Here is a 16,054-nt window from a genome sequence, read left to right on the forward strand (position 1 = left end):
CCCTGACGAGGTAATTCGATGAGTCATCCCGTAAGTTCCGCGCAGGCATTGCCTGCGCACAATGCCGTGCCGCCGGCGGGCGGCCTGCGACGCAACTACCTGAGCCTGCCCGAACTGATCGCGCAGTCGATCGGCCTCGTCGGCGTGTCGGGCGGGATCGGTGTGCTGATCCCCGCCGTCTTCGCGACGGCCGGTAACGGCACGTGGCTGGCCTACCTGTTCGCGATCGTCGCGCTGCTGTTCGCATCGTGGAGCATCTCGGTGTTCGCGCGCGACTCGGCGTCGCCGGGCGCGCTGTATGCGTACGTGTCGGCCGGCATCGGGCCGGTCTGGGGCGCGATCTGCGGCTGGTCGCTGCTGATCGCCTATGCGGTGGCCGCCGCGGGCATCCTGCAGGGGACGATCAACACGTTTCTGGTGCTGGGCCGCGAAACCGGACTGCTCGGCAGCGCAACGCCGCTCGGCGCGGTGCTCGGGCTCACGGTCGTCACCGCGTTCGCCGCGTGGTACATCGCGTTTCGCGATATCCGGTTGTCCACGCGCTTCACGCTGTTCGTCGAACTCGCGACGCTGCTGCTGATCGCCGTCGTCGTGATCGGGACGATCGCGTTCGGCGGGCATCCGGTCGATCGCGCGCAACTGACGCTGGAAGGCGTGAAGCCGACGCAGTTGCAGCTCGGGATGGTGCTCGCGTTCTTCAGCTTCACGGGGTTCGAGAGCGCGACCGTGCTCGGCGCGGAAGCGCGGGACCCGTTCCGTGCGATTCCGCGTGCGGTGCTGATCAGCGTCGTCGGGCCGGCAATCCTGTTCGTGATCGGCGCGTACGGGATGGTGAGCGCGTTCCACGGGCAGACGCCGCCGCTCGATCAGGTCGACGGCCCGCTCGCGGTGCTCGCGCATCGGCTCGGGGCCGGCTGGGTCGGCGTGCTGATCGACGCGGGCGTGGCGCTGAGTTTCTTCGCGGCATTCTTCTCGTCGATCAATGCGGCGGCGCGGATCGTCTATACGTTCGGACGGCAGGGCGTGCTGCACGCGTCGACGGGCCAGGCGCACGAGCGCAATGCGACGCCCCACGTCGCGGTGGCGCTGATCACGGTGCTGGCGCTGGCCACCGCACTGGTGTTCACCGCGCGCGGCACCGCGCTGCTCGATTCGTATGGCTATCTCAGTTCGATCGCGACGTACGGCTGGCTGCTTGCGTACGTGCTGGTGGCGATCGGCGCGCCGCTTTACTTGCGCCGGCAGGGCCGGCTGCGCGTGCGGCATGTGGCGATCAGCGTCGTGGCGGTCGTGCTGCTCGCGATTCCGCTGGCCGGCAGCGTGTATCCGGTGCCGGCGGGCGTCTATGCGTGGCTGCCGTATGTGTTCGTCGCATTGCTGGCGATCGGGCTCGGGTGGTTCCTGGTGCTGCGCGTCCGGTTTCCGGAACGGTTGCGCGAGCTGGAGGCCGAGTTGCTGACGAAGTGACGGCTTGATATTGATCCGGATACCGAATCAGGCGGGTGATGTACGACGACACATCCGCGCGATGCTCACTCGGTCGCGTCGAAATCGCCCTCGCGGCCGTTCAGCATCGCGGTCAGCGTGCGCAGGCCGGCGTCGAGCTGATCCATGCTCGGCGCGGCCAGCGCGAGCCTGATCGCGTTCGGCGCATGGCCGGACGAAACGGCGAAGGTGGTCGACGGCGTCAGCCCGATGTCGCGCCGGGCCGCGGCTGCGACGAGGGCCTGCGAACGCCAGTGCGCCGGCAACGTCAGCCACAGGTGATAGCACTTGCCGTTGGTCCGGACATCGAAACCCGCCAGACGCTCGATCGCCAGCGCCTGACGTGCAATTGCGTCGATGCGTTTCAATCTCGCGAGTTCGGCCACGGTGCCGTCACGCATCAAGCGCTGAGCGGCTGCAAACGCGAACCCGGAAGCGGTCCATCCCCCCGAGCGTACCGACGCCATCACGCTTTCGCGCAGCCGCGGCGGCGGCACGATGAAGCCGAGGGTCAGGCCTGGCGTGACCCGCTTGGACAGGCTGTCGATCACGATGCAGGCGTCCGGGGCGAGTGCGGCCAGCGGCGGCTCGTCGCCGAGAAAGCCGTACACGTTGTCTTCGATGACCGGTATGTCGAGTTTGTCGACGACACGCAGCAGATCGGCGCGGCGAGCGGCGCTCATCGTCGTGCCGAGCGGATTCTGGATGGCTGGCTGAACGTAGATCGCCGACAGCCTGGCCTCGCGGTGGGCCTTTTGCACGGCGTCGGGCCGCACGCCGTCGTCGTCCATCGCCAGTGGCACCAGCGAGATCCCCAGCTTGGCCGCGATGCCCTTGATGAACGGGTAGGTCAATGCCTCCACGCCACAGCGTCCGCCGGTCGGCACGACCGCGGCAACGGCCGCGGCGATGCTTTGCCGCCCGTTGCCGGTAAACACGAGCTGGTCGGGCGATGGGGCCCATTCATGCTGCGCCAGATACGCGGCGGCAACGCTTCGGATGACCGGGGTCCCGGTACTCGTCGCCTCGCGTAACGCGGCGTCGAGCTCCGCAGGTCGGTGCAATCCGCGCAGGCTTCTGGTGATCAACGCGGTCTGGGCCGGGACGGTCGGGTAGTTGAACTCGAAATCGATCCGAACGCCGCGCGGCTCGCCCGGCGCAGCGGCCCCGCGTCGCGTCTCACCCGACACGAAAGTGCCTCGGCCGACTTCGCCGACCACAAGGCCGCGCCGTAACAGTTCCGCGTAAACCCGTCCCGCCGTCGATGCGGCGATCGCATGCTGGTCGGCGAAATGACGCTGCGGAGGCAGGCGGTCGCCCGGCCTGAGCGTGCCGTCGGCAATTTGGGCGGCGATCGCGTCGGCCAACTGCAGGTATTCGGAATTCGACATGGATTGCACCGATAACAATGAATATTGCACCGAGGTCAATGTTTTAATTGCACTGAGATAGACGGCGGTGCATTCTGCTTTCGTCAAGTCGATTGTACCGGGGCTGAAATGCTTGTGCGGCCCATGCGGCCTGCGGTGCGTTGGTGTACCGCATCGCCCCGGTACCTCATTGGAGAAGCAGCATGGGTGCAACGCGTTCAACCCGGATCCATCGTGCGGCGATGCCGCGCGTGCGACCCGCTCCGTGGCTGTCCGCCACGCCGCGATTCGAACCGGCATGGAGGTCGTGATGGCGACCCCTGCTGCGATGGGCCTGCAATTGACGCTGGCCACGATCCTGATCGCGTTTGCCGGCGTGTTCGTGATCGCGTTCATGCGCGGCGCGTTCGGTGGTGGATTCGCGATCATCGGCATTCCGCTGCTGTCCCTCGTGATGGACCCCGTGACGGCCGGCGGCTTGCTCGCCCCGCTGTTCATCGCGATGGACCTGTTCGCGCTGCGGTACTGGAAGCCGTCGACATGGTCGAAGCCCGACCTCGTGCTGCTCCTGCCGGGGCTGGTGGTCGGTATCGGGTTCGGTTACCTGGCTTTCCGCTTCCTCGACCATCGCGCCATCGAGCTTTTGATGGCGGTGGTCACGCTGGTCTTCGTCGGGCTGTGGGTGAGGGGCGGGGCGGAGCCGACGGTTCGTCCGCGTTCGTCGCCGAAGGCAGTCTCGGCCGGCCTTGCATCGGGCGTCACGACGATGGTCGCGCACTCGGGCGGGCCGCCGCTCGCGATGTATCTGCTGCCGCTTGGCCTCAGCAAGGAGATGTACGCGGGAACGACGAGCCTGTTCTTCACCGTGGGCAATGCGATCAAGGCAGTGCCGTGGCTGCTGATCGTGCAGCCGACCGCGAACGTCTGGGCGTTGATGGCGGTGTGCCTGCTTGCCATTCCGGCCGGCGTGGTGTTCGGCTGGCGGCTTCACGGCAGGCTGGACCAGCGCCTGATCTACCGGAGCTGCTACGGATTGCTGGCGGTGACCGCATTGAAACTGCTCTGGGACGGCGTTTCCGGCTATCTCGCGTAAAACCGGCGCGGGGCTGTCATGGTTCCGGTTCCCGGTTCTCATGGGTGGCTGAAAATCAGTAGTGCTGAGATGAAAACCCTCGAAAACGGGAGCATCCATACCAATCGATATCCTTCCCCCCGGCACCGTCGCGACGTCGATTCATGGGCGCGGCCGCAGCGGCCGCCATGGCGGGTTCGCTGAGTCGCCTTGCTTGTGCAGAAGCGGAAACGGCGCAGCCTGTCGCGGGCATTGCCCGATCGGCCCGCGGCGCCGGGGCCGCCGTGCGTCCGCTGCGGGTGCATGCGACCGACGCGCAGCTCGCCGATTTGCGGCGACGGATCGACGCGACGCGCTGGCTCGAACGGGAAACGGTCGCAGATGCATCACCCGCACGGGCATTTCGTCGGCCCGGCTGTACTGGCGGAACAGGCTCAACTTCCTTGAGCCGAAGCACGTGGCCATTCCGGTGGCCGTGAGCGTGTTTGCGGACGAGATCTACGCGGCGCCGAAGCGCTGGGTGCAAAACGCGTATCCGAGGCTGATCCACTACAACCGCTTGCCCAAGGGCGGTCACTTTGCACCGTGGGAGCAGCCGCAGGCGCTTTCGGGTGCGCAGCGCGCGAGTTTCCACGCACTGCGTTGAACGGCATCCGCGCGGCGGCGTGATTGGCGCACTATGCCCCGCCCGCCATCTTCGCCGCATCGACCACCATCTGCACGCCGAGCCCGCCAAGAATGAGCCCCATTGCCCAGCGCTGCGCGAGCAGCAGCATCGGGCGCCCGTGCAGGAACGTCGCGATGCTGCTCGAACAGATCGCCACCAGCCCGTTCGCGGAAGCGAACGCGACGATCAGCAGCGAACCGAGAAACAGCGATTGCCCGAGCACGCTGCCGTTCCGATAGTCGATGAACTGCGGCAGCAACGAAATGAACAGCATCGCGAGCTTCGGGTTCAGCACGCTGGTCGTCGCGCCCATCGCGAGCAGCCGCAGGGGGCGCTCTCTCGGCAATGCCTGCACCTCGAACGGCGAGCGGCCACCGGGCCTGACGGCCTGCCAAGCGAGATACAGCAGATACGCCGCACCAACCACGGCCAGCCCGCTGCCTGCATAGGGCACGCTCATGAACAGCGTCGTGATCCCGAACGCCGCACCGAACATGTAGAACAGGTAGCCGATCATCACGCCGCCGAGTGAAATGAGCCCCGCCGTGCGTCCCTGCGCGATCGAGCGCGACATCACGTAGACCATGTTCGGCCCCGGCGTGATCGCGAGCATGCCGCCGATGACGAGAAATCCATAGAGCGATCCGGACGTATGCATGTCTGATGATTCCTGCAACGAGTAAGGGTTGACGGGATTCATTGTCCGACCGTGGAGGAGAACAGTAAAACGGGATAAACTGAATCGATTGATCAGTTTTTCTGAAGAAGATGAAGAAGCTCGACCTCGATGTGCTCGCGATGGTGGTGGCCGTGGCGGAATCCGGATCCTTTGCGCAGGGCGCGCAGGCCGTGCACCGGTCGCCGTCGGCGGTGAGCATGCAGATCAAGGCGCTGGAAGACGCGCTCGGCAAGCCGCTCTTCATCCGCGACACGCGCAACGTGACGCCGACCGACGACGGCACGATGCTCGCCGAATACGGCCGCCGGATGCTGGCGATGCGCGACGAGGCGTGGGCGTCGGTCGTGCGCCCGGAGGTCCGCGGCCGCGTGACGATCGGCGTGCCCGACGATTACATTTCGTCGCTGCTGCCGCAGGTGCTCGGCAAGTTCGCCGCGATGCATCCGCGCGTGGAAATACGCGTGATCGGCCAGCCGAGCAGCGCGCTCGTGCCGATGCTGAAGGACAACACGGTCGACCTCGCGTGCCTCACGCGGATCAAGGGGGTGACCGGCGAGCTGATTCGGCTCGAACCGCTCGTCTGGGTCGGGTCGCCGAAGCGCAACGTGTGGGAAGAGCGGCCGCTGCCGGTGGCCTTTTTCACGCACGGCGGCAGCATGGCGCGCGATCACGCGGTCAAGGCGCTGAACCGGCGGAAGATCCCGTACCGGATGTCGTACGAGAGCCCGAGCCACCTCGGCCTGCTCAGCATGGTGGAGGCGGGGCTCGCGGTCGCGCCGCTGGCGCGCTGCTGCATTCCCGATCACCTCGTGCAACTGTCGGAAAGCCACGGGCTGCCGCCGCTCGGCGAAATGGAGGTCGTGCTCGCGCGCAGCGCGCAGTCCGCGCGCCCGCCGTGCGACTACCTGGCCGAGCAGATTCTCGGCGAATGGCGCACCTGAGCGGCCCGCCGCCGGCCGCGTTTCAGCAGGATTTCAGCAGCCATTCGCGGAACGCGACGAGCGACGGCAGCGTCTCGTTCCCCGGCGGGTAGACGAGGTAGTAGCTGCGCTGGCTGGTGATCGCGTCGCCGATCGACACGAGCTCGTGCCGGCTCAGCTCGTCTTCCACCAGCACCTTCGGCACCAGCCCGATCCCCATCCCGGCCCGCACCGCCTGGATCAGGTGCGACGTCAGCTCGAAGCTCGGGCCGATGCGCATCTGCCGATGGTCGAGCCGATAGTGCGAAAACCACTCCGCCCACGCCTGCTGGTTGCTCGTCACGCCGAGCAGCGTCTGCTTCGCGGCCCACGCCGGCGTGCGTGCGTCGGCCTTGCGGCGGCTTGCGCTGCCCGCGTCCGGCGGCGCGATCGCGATCAGGAACTCGTTGTACAGCCGGTGAGCGTGCAGGCCCGGCCAGTCGCCCGCGCCGACGGTGATGGCCGCATCGAGGTCGTCGTTGAGGAAATCGATGGCGCCGATCCGCGAATGGAGGTGCACGGTCACGCCCGGATGCGCGGCGTAGAAGTCGTGCAGGTGCGGCAACAGCCATTTCGAGCCGAAGGTGGGCAGCGTCGCGAGCCGCAGCGTGCCGGCGCCCGCCTGGTGCGACATCGCCTGCAGCGTCGCGCCGCGGATGCGCCCCAATGCGCCGCTCAGCTCGACGAAATAGCGGCGCCCGACTTCCGTCAGCTTCACCGAGCGGCCCTCGCGCCGGAACAGCGACACGCCGAGCTGATCCTCCAGCGTCTGGACCTGGCGGCTGATCGCGCTCTGGCTCAGCGACAGCTCGTCGGCCGCGCGCGTGTAGCTTTCATGCCGCGCGGCGGCCTCGAACACCAGCAGCAGCGACATCGACGGGGTGAGGCGACGGTAATTCATGAGTTTTATGCAATATTCGCCGGAGCAGAATTCGTTTGTTCATCGCGGAATATCCAAAGATACTGGAATTCCCGGTCGCGTGGAAACTTGCTAAAAAATCATGTTTCGGCCACGCGAGCCGGCCGGTTCCACCCACACTGCCGCTTTTGCCCATGTCGATCGCCCCGTTGCCCCGTCCCGCCAGCCCGCCCGCGCATGCATACCGTGACTTTCTCGCCGCGCTGCAGGCCGCCGGATTCGCCGGGGAAATCCGCGCGGACCATGCGAACCGGACGGTGCAGGCCACCGACAATTCGATCTACCAGCGCCTGCCGCAAGCGGTGATCTGCCCCGCGCATGCGGACGACGTCCGGCTGCTGGCGCGGCTGCTCGCCGAGCCCGCGCATCGCGACGTCGCGGTGGCCGCGCGCGGCGGCGGCACGGGCACCAACGGGCAGTCGCTGACCGACGGCGTGGTGGTCGACCTGTCGCGCAACATGAACCGGATCCTCGAAATCGACGTCGAGCAGCGCTGGGTGCGCGTGCAGGCGGGCGTCGTCAAGGATCAGCTCAATGCGGCGCTGAAGCCGCACGGGCTGTTCTTCGCGCCGGAACTGTCGACGTCGAACCGCGCGACCGTCGGCGGGATGATCAACACCGACGCGAGCGGGCAGGGCAGCTGCACGTACGGCAAGACGCGTGACCACGTGCTCGAGCTCGAATTCGTGCTGATGGGCGGCGAGCAGCTGCACAGCGACGCGCTCGCGGACGACGAGCTCGAGCGCCGCTGCGCGCGCGAGGACCGCATCGGCAAGGTCTACCGCACCGCGCGACGCATCAGCGACGACAAGGCGGCGCTGATCGAAGCGAAGTTTCCGAAGCTCAACCGCTGCCTGACCGGCTACGATCTCGCGCATCTGCGCGAACCCGACGGCCGCTTCAACCTGAACAGCGTGCTGTGCGGCGCCGAAGGCTCACTCGGCTTCGTCGTCGAAGCGAAGCTCAACGTGCTGCCGATCCCGAAGTATTCGGTGCTGGTGAACGTGCGCTACGCGGGCTTCATGGACGCGCTGCGCGACGCCCGCGCGCTGCTCGCGCACCAGCCGCTGTCGATCGAGACGGTCGATTCGAAGGTGCTGATGCTGGCGATGAAGGATTTCGTGTGGAGCAGCGTGGCCGAGTATTTCCCGCAGGACGACGCCCGGCCGACGCTCGGCATCAACCTGATCGAATTCAGCGGCGACGATGCGCAGGACGTCGATGCGCGCGTGAGCGCGTTCGTCGATCATCTGCGTAGCGACAAGAGCGTGGAGCGCCTGGGCCACACGCTCGCGGCCGGCGACGACGCGGTGAAGCGCGTGTATGCGATGCGCAAGCGCGCGGTCGGCCTGCTCGGCAACGTGCAGGGCGAGGCGCGCCCGCAGCCGTTCGTCGAGGATACCGCGGTGCCGCCCGAGAACCTTCCCGCGTACATCGCCGAATTCCGCGCGCTGCTCGACGCCCATGGGCTGCAATACGGGATGTTCGGGCACGTCGATGCGGGCGTGCTGCACGTGCGGCCGGCGCTCGACATGAAGGACCCGAAGCAGGCGGCGCTGGTGCGGCCGGTGTCGGATGCGGTGGCCGAACTCACGCAGCGCCACGGCGGCCTGTTGTGGGGCGAGCACGGCAAGGGCGTGCGCTCCGAATATGCGCCGGCGTTCTTCGGCGAACTGTATCCGTCGCTGCAGCAACTGAAGGCCGCGTTCGATCCGCACAACCAGTTCAACCCGGGCAAGATCGCGACGCCGCCGGAGCCCGCGATGCGGCTGCTGAAGATCGACGAAGTGCCGACGCGCGGCGACCACGACCGGCAGATCGACGAGCGTGTGTGGCAGAGCTACGGCACCGCGATGCACTGCAACGGCAACGGCGCGTGCTACAACTTCGATCCGGACGACGCGATGTGCCCGTCGTGGAAGGCGACGCGCGAACGCATGCAATCGCCGAAGGGGCGTGCGTCGCTGATGCGCGAATGGTTGCGCCTGCAAGGGCAGGCCGGCGTCGACGTCGTCGCGGCGGCGCGTGCGCGGCAGCCGTTCCTGGGCAGCCTTGCCACGCGCTGGCGCAACAGCCGCGCGGCGCGCAACGGCGAAGCAGATTTCTCGCACGAGGTGTACGACGCGATGGCCGGGTGCCTAGCGTGCAAGTCGTGCGCGGGGCAGTGCCCGGTGAAGGTGAACGTGCCGGAGTTTCGTTCGCGTTTCCTCGAGCTGTATCACCAGCGTTACCTGCGTCCGCTGCGCGACTACCTGATCGGCTCGCTCGAATTCACGATGCCGTGGATGGCGCGGGTGCCCGCGCTGTACAACGGGCTGATGCGGGCGGGATGGGTGCGCACGGTGCTGGAGCGGCACGTCGGCATGGTCGACAGCCCGCTGCTGAGCCGCTTCGATCTCGCGGCCGTGATTCGCCAATGGCAAGTGAAGCCGGCCGACCCGCAGGCGCTCGCCGCGCTGGGCGACGCGCAGCGCGCACGCAGCGTCGTCATCGTGCAGGACACCTTCACGCGCTATTTCGATACCGAGCAACTGGCGACGCTGATCGAACTGGCGGCGCGTATGGGCTTTCAGGTGTGGCTCGCGCCGCTGGCGCCGAACGGCAAGGCGCTGCACGTGCAGGGCTTTCTGCGCGCATTCGAGCGGGCCGCGATCCGCAATGCGACGCAACTCGCCGCGCTGGCGCGTTCGGGCGTCGCGCTGGTCGGCCTCGATCCGGCGATGACGCTCACGTATCGGCAGGAATACCTGAAGGTGACGGGGCTCACCGACGTGCCGAAGGTCGCGCTGCCGCAGGAATGGCTGCTGCAGGCGCTGCCGGAAGCCGGTACGGGAGCGGGTGCCGGCGTCGTGCCCGCGTCGTACCGGTTGCTGCCGCACTGCACCGAGAAGACCAACGCGCCCGACAGCGGCAAGCAATGGGCACAGGTATTCGCGCGACGCGGGCTGCGGTTGCAGGTCCAGGCGACCGGGTGTTGCGGGATGTCGGGTACCTACGGGCACGAGGCGCGCAATCTCGCGACGTCGAAGACGATCTACGCGCAGTCGTGGGCGGCGCACGTGGATGGGCCGGAGGAAGAGGGCGAGGCGCTGGCGACCGGCTATTCGTGCCGCAGCCAGGTGAAGCGGATGTCGTCGAAGCAGGTGCGGCATCCGTTGCAGGCGCTGCTCGATCACGTGCGGGCGGTGGGGTGACGATCGGGCGTCGCGTGTCGCGTTGCCCGTGAGGTGACTTTCGATTCAGCGTCGAGCGGCAAGCCTCGTGCCGTTGTCGACGCATGCCGGTGCTCAGGCGTCTGCTTTCGCCGTTTTTCCGGAACGGGGTTTTTCCACCGCGGGAAACGCACCGCCGCCGCGCGGCCGTTTCGGTTCGATCCGCATCTGCCGGATCACGCGCCGGAAATCGATCTCGTGCGCCGCCATCGTGCCGATCAGTTTCGCGATGACCGCGAGGTGGGACGGGACCGTGCCCTTGCTCGAATAGTTCGTGATCGAGCTTTCGTTCATCCGGATCAGGCGGGCGAACTCTCGCGCCGTCAGCTGTGCCTTCTTCAACTCCTGTTGAAATTCCGCATACGCCATTGCACACATGATGCTTCGTCTCCGTGAATCAGAATTCGGCCCGCGAGGCGCCGGCGCCGACGGATGGCGTTCCCGTCGTGCCGGCGCCGCGGCGGGTTACATCTTCACCTGGTCGAGGAAGGTCTTCTTGCCGCTCTTGTAGCCGTAGATCGAAATGATCCCGTGCGTCAGGTCGCCCTTCGAATCGAACGTCGTCGTGCCGATCACGCCTTCGTACTTCGTCGACGGCATCGCCGCGAGGATCTTCGCCGGATCGGTCGAGTTCGCGCGCTTCATCGCGTCCACCGCGATGTAGACCGCGTCATACGCGAACGGCGCATCGAACTTGATGCCCTGGTTGAAGCGCTTCTGGTACTTCGCGAGGAAATCCGCGCCGCCCGGCATCTTCTCGAGCGCCGCGCCTGCCTGCGAGCACAGCACGTTGTCGGCCGCCGGGCCGGCCAGTTCGGCCAGCGAGTCGGTGCACACGCCGTCGCCGGACAGGATCTTCGCGCGCAGGCCGAGCTGCTTCGCCTGCTTCGCGAGCGGGCCGCCGGTGGCGTCCATGCCGCCGTACATGATCGCGTCCGGGTTCTCGCCCTTGACCTTCGTCAGGATCGCGCGGAAGTCGACCGCCTTGTCGTTGGTCGCATCGTGCGACAGCACCTTCAGGCCGAGCGCCTTCGCCTTCTTCTCGAACTCGTTCGCGAGGCCCTGGCCGTACGCGGTCGAATCGTCGATCACCGCGACGCTCTTCACGCCTTTCGCCTGCGCATAGCTCGCGAGCGCCGGGCCTTGCTGCGCGTCGGTCGCGACGACGCGGTAGGTCGTCTTGAAGCCTTGCTGCGTATAGGTGGGGTTCGTGGCCGACGGCGAGATCTGCACGATGCCCGCGTCGCTGTAGATCTTCGACGCAGGGATCGACGTGCCCGAGTTCAGGTGGCCGATGACGGCAACGACCTTGTCGTCGACGAGCTTCTGCGCAACTTGCGTGGCCTGGCGCGGGTCGGCCGCGTCATCCTGCGCATCGAGTTGCAGCGTGACCTTCTTGCCGCCGATCGTGAGCCCCTTCGCATTGATTTCCTCGACCGCGAGGCGCGCACCGTTCTCGTTGTCCTTGCCGAGGTGCGAGATGCCGCCCGTCGTCGGTTCGACGCTGCCGATCTTGACGACCTGGTCAGCCATCGCGGTCGACGCGGCCGCGAATGCGGCGGCAGCCAGTGCGACGGTGATCAGGGGTTTGCAGCGCATGCCGACAGTGCTTCGTTCCATCTGCCATCTCCGAATTGAATTTTCTTGCTGTTGACGTCTCGACCGTCCGACGGCGAGGTCGGGGCGATCGGACGAGTCTCCGTACCCGTCATGGGCTTCACTGCATCGCGTCGTGCCCCGCGACGTGCGGCCCGGGTGAGCGCGCGAATCGGGGCCTGATGCGGTGCAATTCGTATGAATATATATGAAGCCGATTTTGCGCGCTGCAGCGAATCTCGTAGCGGGGCGTTCGCAGCGCGGCCGGCGCCCCGACATTCGAAGGTGCCGGATGCCGGAAATCGAGCGCCGCGGCGGGCCGCAGGCTGCGATTCGCTGTCGACGGCCTTACGACTGCATCCATTATTCGGCCGGTGGCCGGGACGAAGCCATGGACACTGATGTGCGGTCAATCCGGAACTGTTCGGTCGATTTGTCTGCACAGTTTGGACGATTTCGATGGCGCATCCGGTTGCGAGGCCGTGCTTCATCGGGATTGGCCCTCTCGATTTAACGCAACTAACGGTCAAGAGCGGCAGCGTCGACGAACTGGCGTGGATCGACCGCCCATGCCGCATATGCGGCTTTGCAGATGCCGGGGTTCGCCCCGGCCGGTTCGCTTGCGGATCGTCGGACCGATCGTGCCGGCCCGATGCCGCACCGATCCTAGGACCGTCCGCGCAACGCCACGAAGATCACGCCGGCAATCGCCAGCAGGCCGCCGCACACCGTCTCGATACCGGGCCGCTCGCCGGTCAGCACCATCGACAGGACCGTCGCGACCGCCGGCGTCAGATAGAGGAAGTTGGCGGCGCGCGCCGCGCCGAAGTAGCCGAGTGCGAAGGTCCAGGTCGCGTAACCCAGCGCGGCGGGGAAGATGCCGAGCGTCAGCACGGCCAGCGTCGTGTCGCGCGTCCCGCTGCCCAGCGCGACGAGCGCGCCCGGCAACCATGGTGTGAGGAGCAGCGCGCCGGCCAGCAGCGTGTACGCGGTGCAGGCCAGTGCGCCATACACCGGAATCAGCCGCCGCTGCAGCACGAAATAGCTGGCCGAACACAGGGCCGCGCCGAGGATCAGCGTGCTGCCCGCGCCGAGGACGAGGCCGCCCGGCTGCCCGCGCGCGATCACCGCGATGCCGGCGAGGCTGACCAGCGAGCCGAGCCAGCCCCAGCGATTGAAGCGCTCGCCCAGAAACACGGCGGCCAGCAGCGCCGTGAAGATCGGCAGCGTGTTCACGATGAAGCTTGCGGCGCCGGCCGAGACGGTCTGCTCGCCGGTATTGAGCAGCGCGTTGTAGAGCGCGATGCCGAGAAAGCCGCACAGCAGGAAGCGCAACGCGTCGACCCGGGTCGGCACGCGCGGCCGCCGCACCGCGAGCCACGCGATGATCAGCACGGCGGCAGTGGCGAAGCGCGCCGCCGCGAGTTGCAGCGGCGTCAGGCCATGCAGGCCGATCCGGATGAACGGGAAGGCGGACGCCCATGAAACGATCGTGAAGGCGACCGCGCCGGCCGCGATCAGCGGCTGTCGCGCAGGGCGCGACGACGGGGTGGAGAGTGTGTTCATGCGGCAATGATGCGACGTGGCAAGATGCTAAGCTAGCGCACAGATCAGCATGCAGATATGAATATGATTCACAGCTCGAGCCGGCGGCCGGCCAGTGCTTCAACCCGCGCGAAGCGGGCCTCGGCGGCGTTGCCCGTTGCGGCCCCATCGCCGGGTTCGCGGCCGCCGCTCGCGAGTCTCGAGACGGTGTGCACGGTTGCGCGCGAGGGTTCGTTCCTGGCCGCGGCCGATGTTTCCGGCGTGACGCACGGCGCGATCAGCCGGCGGGTGGCCGCTGTCGAAAACTGGCTCGGCCTGAGGTTGTTCGAACGTCATGCGCGCGGTGTGCGTCTCACGCCGGACGGCCAGCGCTTCGTCGGCCGGATCGAGCAGGCGTTCACGATCATCGACAGTGTGGCCGATCAGTGGCGCTCGCCACGTACGCCGCGGCTGGTCAGGATGAGCGTGGTGCCGGCCTTCGCGCAGCTCTGGCTGTTCGAGCGCCAGCATGCGCTCGAGAGCGAGGCGCCCGCGTTGCGGATCGAGCTCGGCATCGATCTGCGCAACGTGGATATCGCCGGCGGCGAAGCGGACCTGTCGGTCCGGTACGGGCGCGGCAACTGGCGTCAGCTCGAAACCCGTGCGTTCATGCCGGAACGGCTCTATCCGGTCGCGCATCCGCGGCTCGCCGCGCAACTCGCGAAGGCGCGCCGCCGGCGCGGCGATGCCGCGTTGCTCGACATGCCGTTGCTGCACGATTCCGACGTGACCGGCTGGCGCACGTGGTTCGACGCATTGGGCGTGCCGTTCAAGCCGCGTGCGCAGGATCGCCGTTTCGAGGATTACAACCTCGTGCTGGCCGCCGCCGAGGCCGGGCTCGGCGTGGCGCTCGCGCGGGTACCGCTCGCCGACGCCTATCTCAAGCGCAGCGACCTCGTGCGGGTGAGCCCGCACGAGGTCGATTCGGTGCTCAGGTATTACTTCGTGCACGCGAAGGGGGAGAATCGGCCTGAGGTGCTGGCGTTGATGGAGCGGATGCGGGCGGCGGTGGGAGCGGGCGGCTAGCGCCGGCCGGTGTATCGTGACGGTCCGCCACGGCACGCTCGTGGGGGGAAAAAGCGTTGTGCGATACGCGGCACTAGGCTCGGGCCGCCGGATCGACGACAATGCGACCGCGAAAAACGATGAGGTGGAGAGATGAACGAGATTCGAAAAGGGATGCATCCGTGCGGATGCGAGCGAGGTCAACAATGAACAAGCCGGACAAGTCGTCGAAAGCGCGTGCCGCGCTCGACCAGCTGTTTTCGGGCATGGCACCTGCGGATGCGACGCGCGCGTCGCGTCCGGGCAATCCGTTCGAAGCGAGCGCAGACGGTGCATCCGCCGACACGGGCGGGCGCGGCGGTATCGAAGTCACACTGTCGACCCGGATCCAGTTGCGCGGCTATCCGAATGCAAACGCATTCATGAAGCGCATGGCCGAAGCATGGGGGCTGGAGTGGGGGATGTACGACAGCGTCAAGGCCATCGCGACGCTGCCGGTCGGATGGCGAGCGCGCCGGCTGCCGGAAGTCACGCAGATCGTCGACGGACACGACGTGCTGCGCGCGGAGAGCAGCCTGCAGGGCGGCGAGATGTCGTATCTGAAAGTGCATCCGCGGTACTACATCGACGCACGCAAGGGGTTCGGCTGGGGCAAGTCGTCGAAGGCGTCCGACGATCCGGATCTCGACGGCCCCGACTGGAACTGCTTCGTGATCGATCGCGAAAAGTCCATCGAAGTGCACGAATTGACGACCTCGTCGCTGAAAGCCGACATGGACAATGCGCGGGCGACGCTGCTGAAATGGCTGGACGAGAACTATCCGAAACACCGCGATCCTTTCGCGTACTGGTCGGATTGCGAAGGGGCGTCGTAATTTTGCGTGGCTGCCCGGTTCGGGTTCGCGGGCACGCGCCGCGCGACCGGCGCCGGAGCGGGTGGGGTGCAAGTCGCTTCTATGCATCGGCCGGTTGCGATGGGAGCGTCAATTGAAACGAGCCAGTGTCGCACCGGTTCTCTGGGCAGCGTTCGGTGCGGCGGCCGGCTCGACCGTCGTCGAGCTGCTGCTCTGGCCGATCGTCGGCGACGATGCGATCGGGAACCTGTTGCGCGATACACGCCTCACGGCGGCCATCGTGATGGGGCGCGGCGTGCTCGGTGCGTCCGCCGGCTTCGATCCGCTCGTCATGGCGGTTGCGACCCTCGTGCATCTGGTGCTGTCGCTGGTCTATGCGGCCGTGCTGGCGAAGGGAATTCGCGACCTGTCGCTCGCGGCCTCGCTCCTCGCGGGCGGCGCGTTCGGCCTCATCCTGTACGGCGTCAACCTGTACGCCTTCACCGCGATCTTCCCGTGGTTCATCCCGGTTCGTGGCGCGATCACGCTCGTGGCCCATCTGGTATTCGGGATCACGGCAGCGGCTGCCTACCGCTCTGCCAGGCGCTAGGCCGGGCGCCAATCGACGGGGCCTGCGCCGGTCATTCGCACCGGACCCCTGGAATAAGCACGC

The 16,054-nt window shown here is 67.1% G+C and carries 13 protein-coding genes and 1 pseudogene; 8 read left to right on the top strand and 6 right to left on the bottom strand.

The annotated features are described in order from the left end of the window. The first annotated feature begins 18 nt into the window (after nucleotides 1–18). Nucleotides 19–1,467 carry an APC family permease gene (locus LXE91_RS33085; protein ID WP_082139461.1) on the top strand — a complete coding sequence of 483 codons (1,449 nt, stop codon included), beginning with the start codon at nucleotides 19–21 and terminating at the stop codon, nucleotides 1,465–1,467. A 65-nt stretch (nucleotides 1,468–1,532) separates the two neighbouring features. On the opposite strand, the gene LXE91_RS33090 is transcribed toward LXE91_RS33085, so the two are convergent. Continuing rightward, nucleotides 1,533–2,963, bottom strand: coding sequence for an aminotransferase-like domain-containing protein (locus LXE91_RS33090; protein ID WP_223274377.1), 1,431 nt, complete (start codon nucleotides 2,961–2,963; stop codon nucleotides 1,533–1,535). Nucleotides 2,964–3,165: 202 nt separating this feature from the next. Between LXE91_RS33090 and LXE91_RS33095 the strand changes: the two genes are divergently transcribed. Together LXE91_RS33095 and LXE91_RS33100 are read left to right on the top strand one after the other, a co-directional pair. Then, nucleotides 3,166–3,948 carry a sulfite exporter TauE/SafE family protein gene (locus LXE91_RS33095; protein ID WP_039364558.1) on the top strand — a complete coding sequence of 261 codons (783 nt, stop codon included), beginning with the start codon at nucleotides 3,166–3,168 and terminating at the stop codon, nucleotides 3,946–3,948. A gap of 364 nt (nucleotides 3,949–4,312) precedes the next feature. Next, nucleotides 4,313–4,573: pseudogene (locus LXE91_RS33100) on the top strand (epoxide hydrolase); the annotation flags it as partial. Nucleotides 4,574–4,604: 31 nt separating this feature from the next. Here LXE91_RS33100 and LXE91_RS33105 read toward each other — a convergent pair. Beyond that, on the bottom strand, nucleotides 4,605–5,252 hold the full coding sequence (locus tag LXE91_RS33105) for a LysE family translocator (RefSeq protein WP_039364499.1): 648 nt from the start codon (nucleotides 5,250–5,252) through the stop codon (nucleotides 4,605–4,607). Nucleotides 5,253–5,362: 110 nt separating this feature from the next. Between LXE91_RS33105 and LXE91_RS33110 the strand changes: the two genes are divergently transcribed. Further along, nucleotides 5,363–6,214, top strand: coding sequence for a LysR substrate-binding domain-containing protein (locus tag LXE91_RS33110; protein ID WP_039364498.1), 852 nt, complete (start codon nucleotides 5,363–5,365; stop codon nucleotides 6,212–6,214). 22 nt (nucleotides 6,215–6,236) lie between these two features. On the opposite strand, the gene LXE91_RS33115 is transcribed toward LXE91_RS33110, so the two are convergent. Next, nucleotides 6,237–7,133 (bottom strand): LysR substrate-binding domain-containing protein, encoded by an 897-nt coding sequence (locus LXE91_RS33115; RefSeq protein WP_039364496.1) that lies wholly within the window; start codon nucleotides 7,131–7,133, stop codon nucleotides 6,237–6,239. Nucleotides 7,134–7,285: 152 nt separating this feature from the next. Between LXE91_RS33115 and ydiJ the strand changes: the two genes are divergently transcribed. Further along, nucleotides 7,286–10,345, top strand: a complete 3,060-nt coding sequence (ydiJ, locus tag LXE91_RS33120; protein WP_039364494.1) for a D-2-hydroxyglutarate dehydrogenase YdiJ — start codon at nucleotides 7,286–7,288, stop codon at nucleotides 10,343–10,345. A 93-nt stretch (nucleotides 10,346–10,438) separates the two neighbouring features. Here the strand turns inward: ydiJ and LXE91_RS33125 are convergent, their stop codons facing one another. From LXE91_RS33125 to LXE91_RS33135, 3 genes are all read right to left on the bottom strand, one after another. After that, a complete protein-coding gene (locus LXE91_RS33125; RefSeq protein ID WP_039364493.1) occupies nucleotides 10,439–10,741 on the bottom strand; it encodes a DNA-binding protein in 303 nt (100 codons plus the stop codon). Nucleotides 10,742–10,828: 87 nt separating this feature from the next. Next, nucleotides 10,829–11,983, bottom strand: coding sequence for a branched-chain amino acid ABC transporter substrate-binding protein (locus LXE91_RS33130; RefSeq protein ID WP_039364491.1), 1,155 nt, complete (start codon nucleotides 11,981–11,983; stop codon nucleotides 10,829–10,831). A gap of 642 nt (nucleotides 11,984–12,625) precedes the next feature. After that, a complete protein-coding gene (locus tag LXE91_RS33135) occupies nucleotides 12,626–13,525 on the bottom strand; it encodes a DMT family transporter (protein ID WP_039364489.1) in 900 nt (299 codons plus the stop codon). 57 nt (nucleotides 13,526–13,582) lie between these two features. On the opposite strand from LXE91_RS33135, the gene LXE91_RS33140 reads away from it, so the two are divergent. The 3 genes from LXE91_RS33140 to LXE91_RS33150 all read left to right on the top strand — a co-directional run bounded on the left by LXE91_RS33140 (nucleotide 13,583) and on the right by LXE91_RS33150 (nucleotide 15,991). Next, entirely contained in the window at nucleotides 13,583–14,569 is a 987-nt protein-coding gene (locus LXE91_RS33140) for a LysR substrate-binding domain-containing protein (RefSeq protein WP_039364487.1), read from the top strand. 185 nt (nucleotides 14,570–14,754) lie between these two features. Continuing rightward, nucleotides 14,755–15,423: a hypothetical protein gene (locus LXE91_RS33145; protein WP_039364485.1), complete on the top strand. Its 669-nt coding sequence runs from the start codon at nucleotides 14,755–14,757 to the stop codon at nucleotides 15,421–15,423. Nucleotides 15,424–15,535: 112 nt separating this feature from the next. Continuing rightward, nucleotides 15,536–15,991, top strand: a complete 456-nt coding sequence (locus LXE91_RS33150) for a hypothetical protein (protein WP_039364483.1) — start codon at nucleotides 15,536–15,538, stop codon at nucleotides 15,989–15,991. The last annotated feature ends 63 nt before the right edge of the window (nucleotides 15,992–16,054 follow it).

The organism is Burkholderia contaminans, from assembly GCF_029633825.1.
GTDB classification, from domain to species: Bacteria; Pseudomonadota; Gammaproteobacteria; order Burkholderiales; family Burkholderiaceae; genus Burkholderia; species Burkholderia contaminans.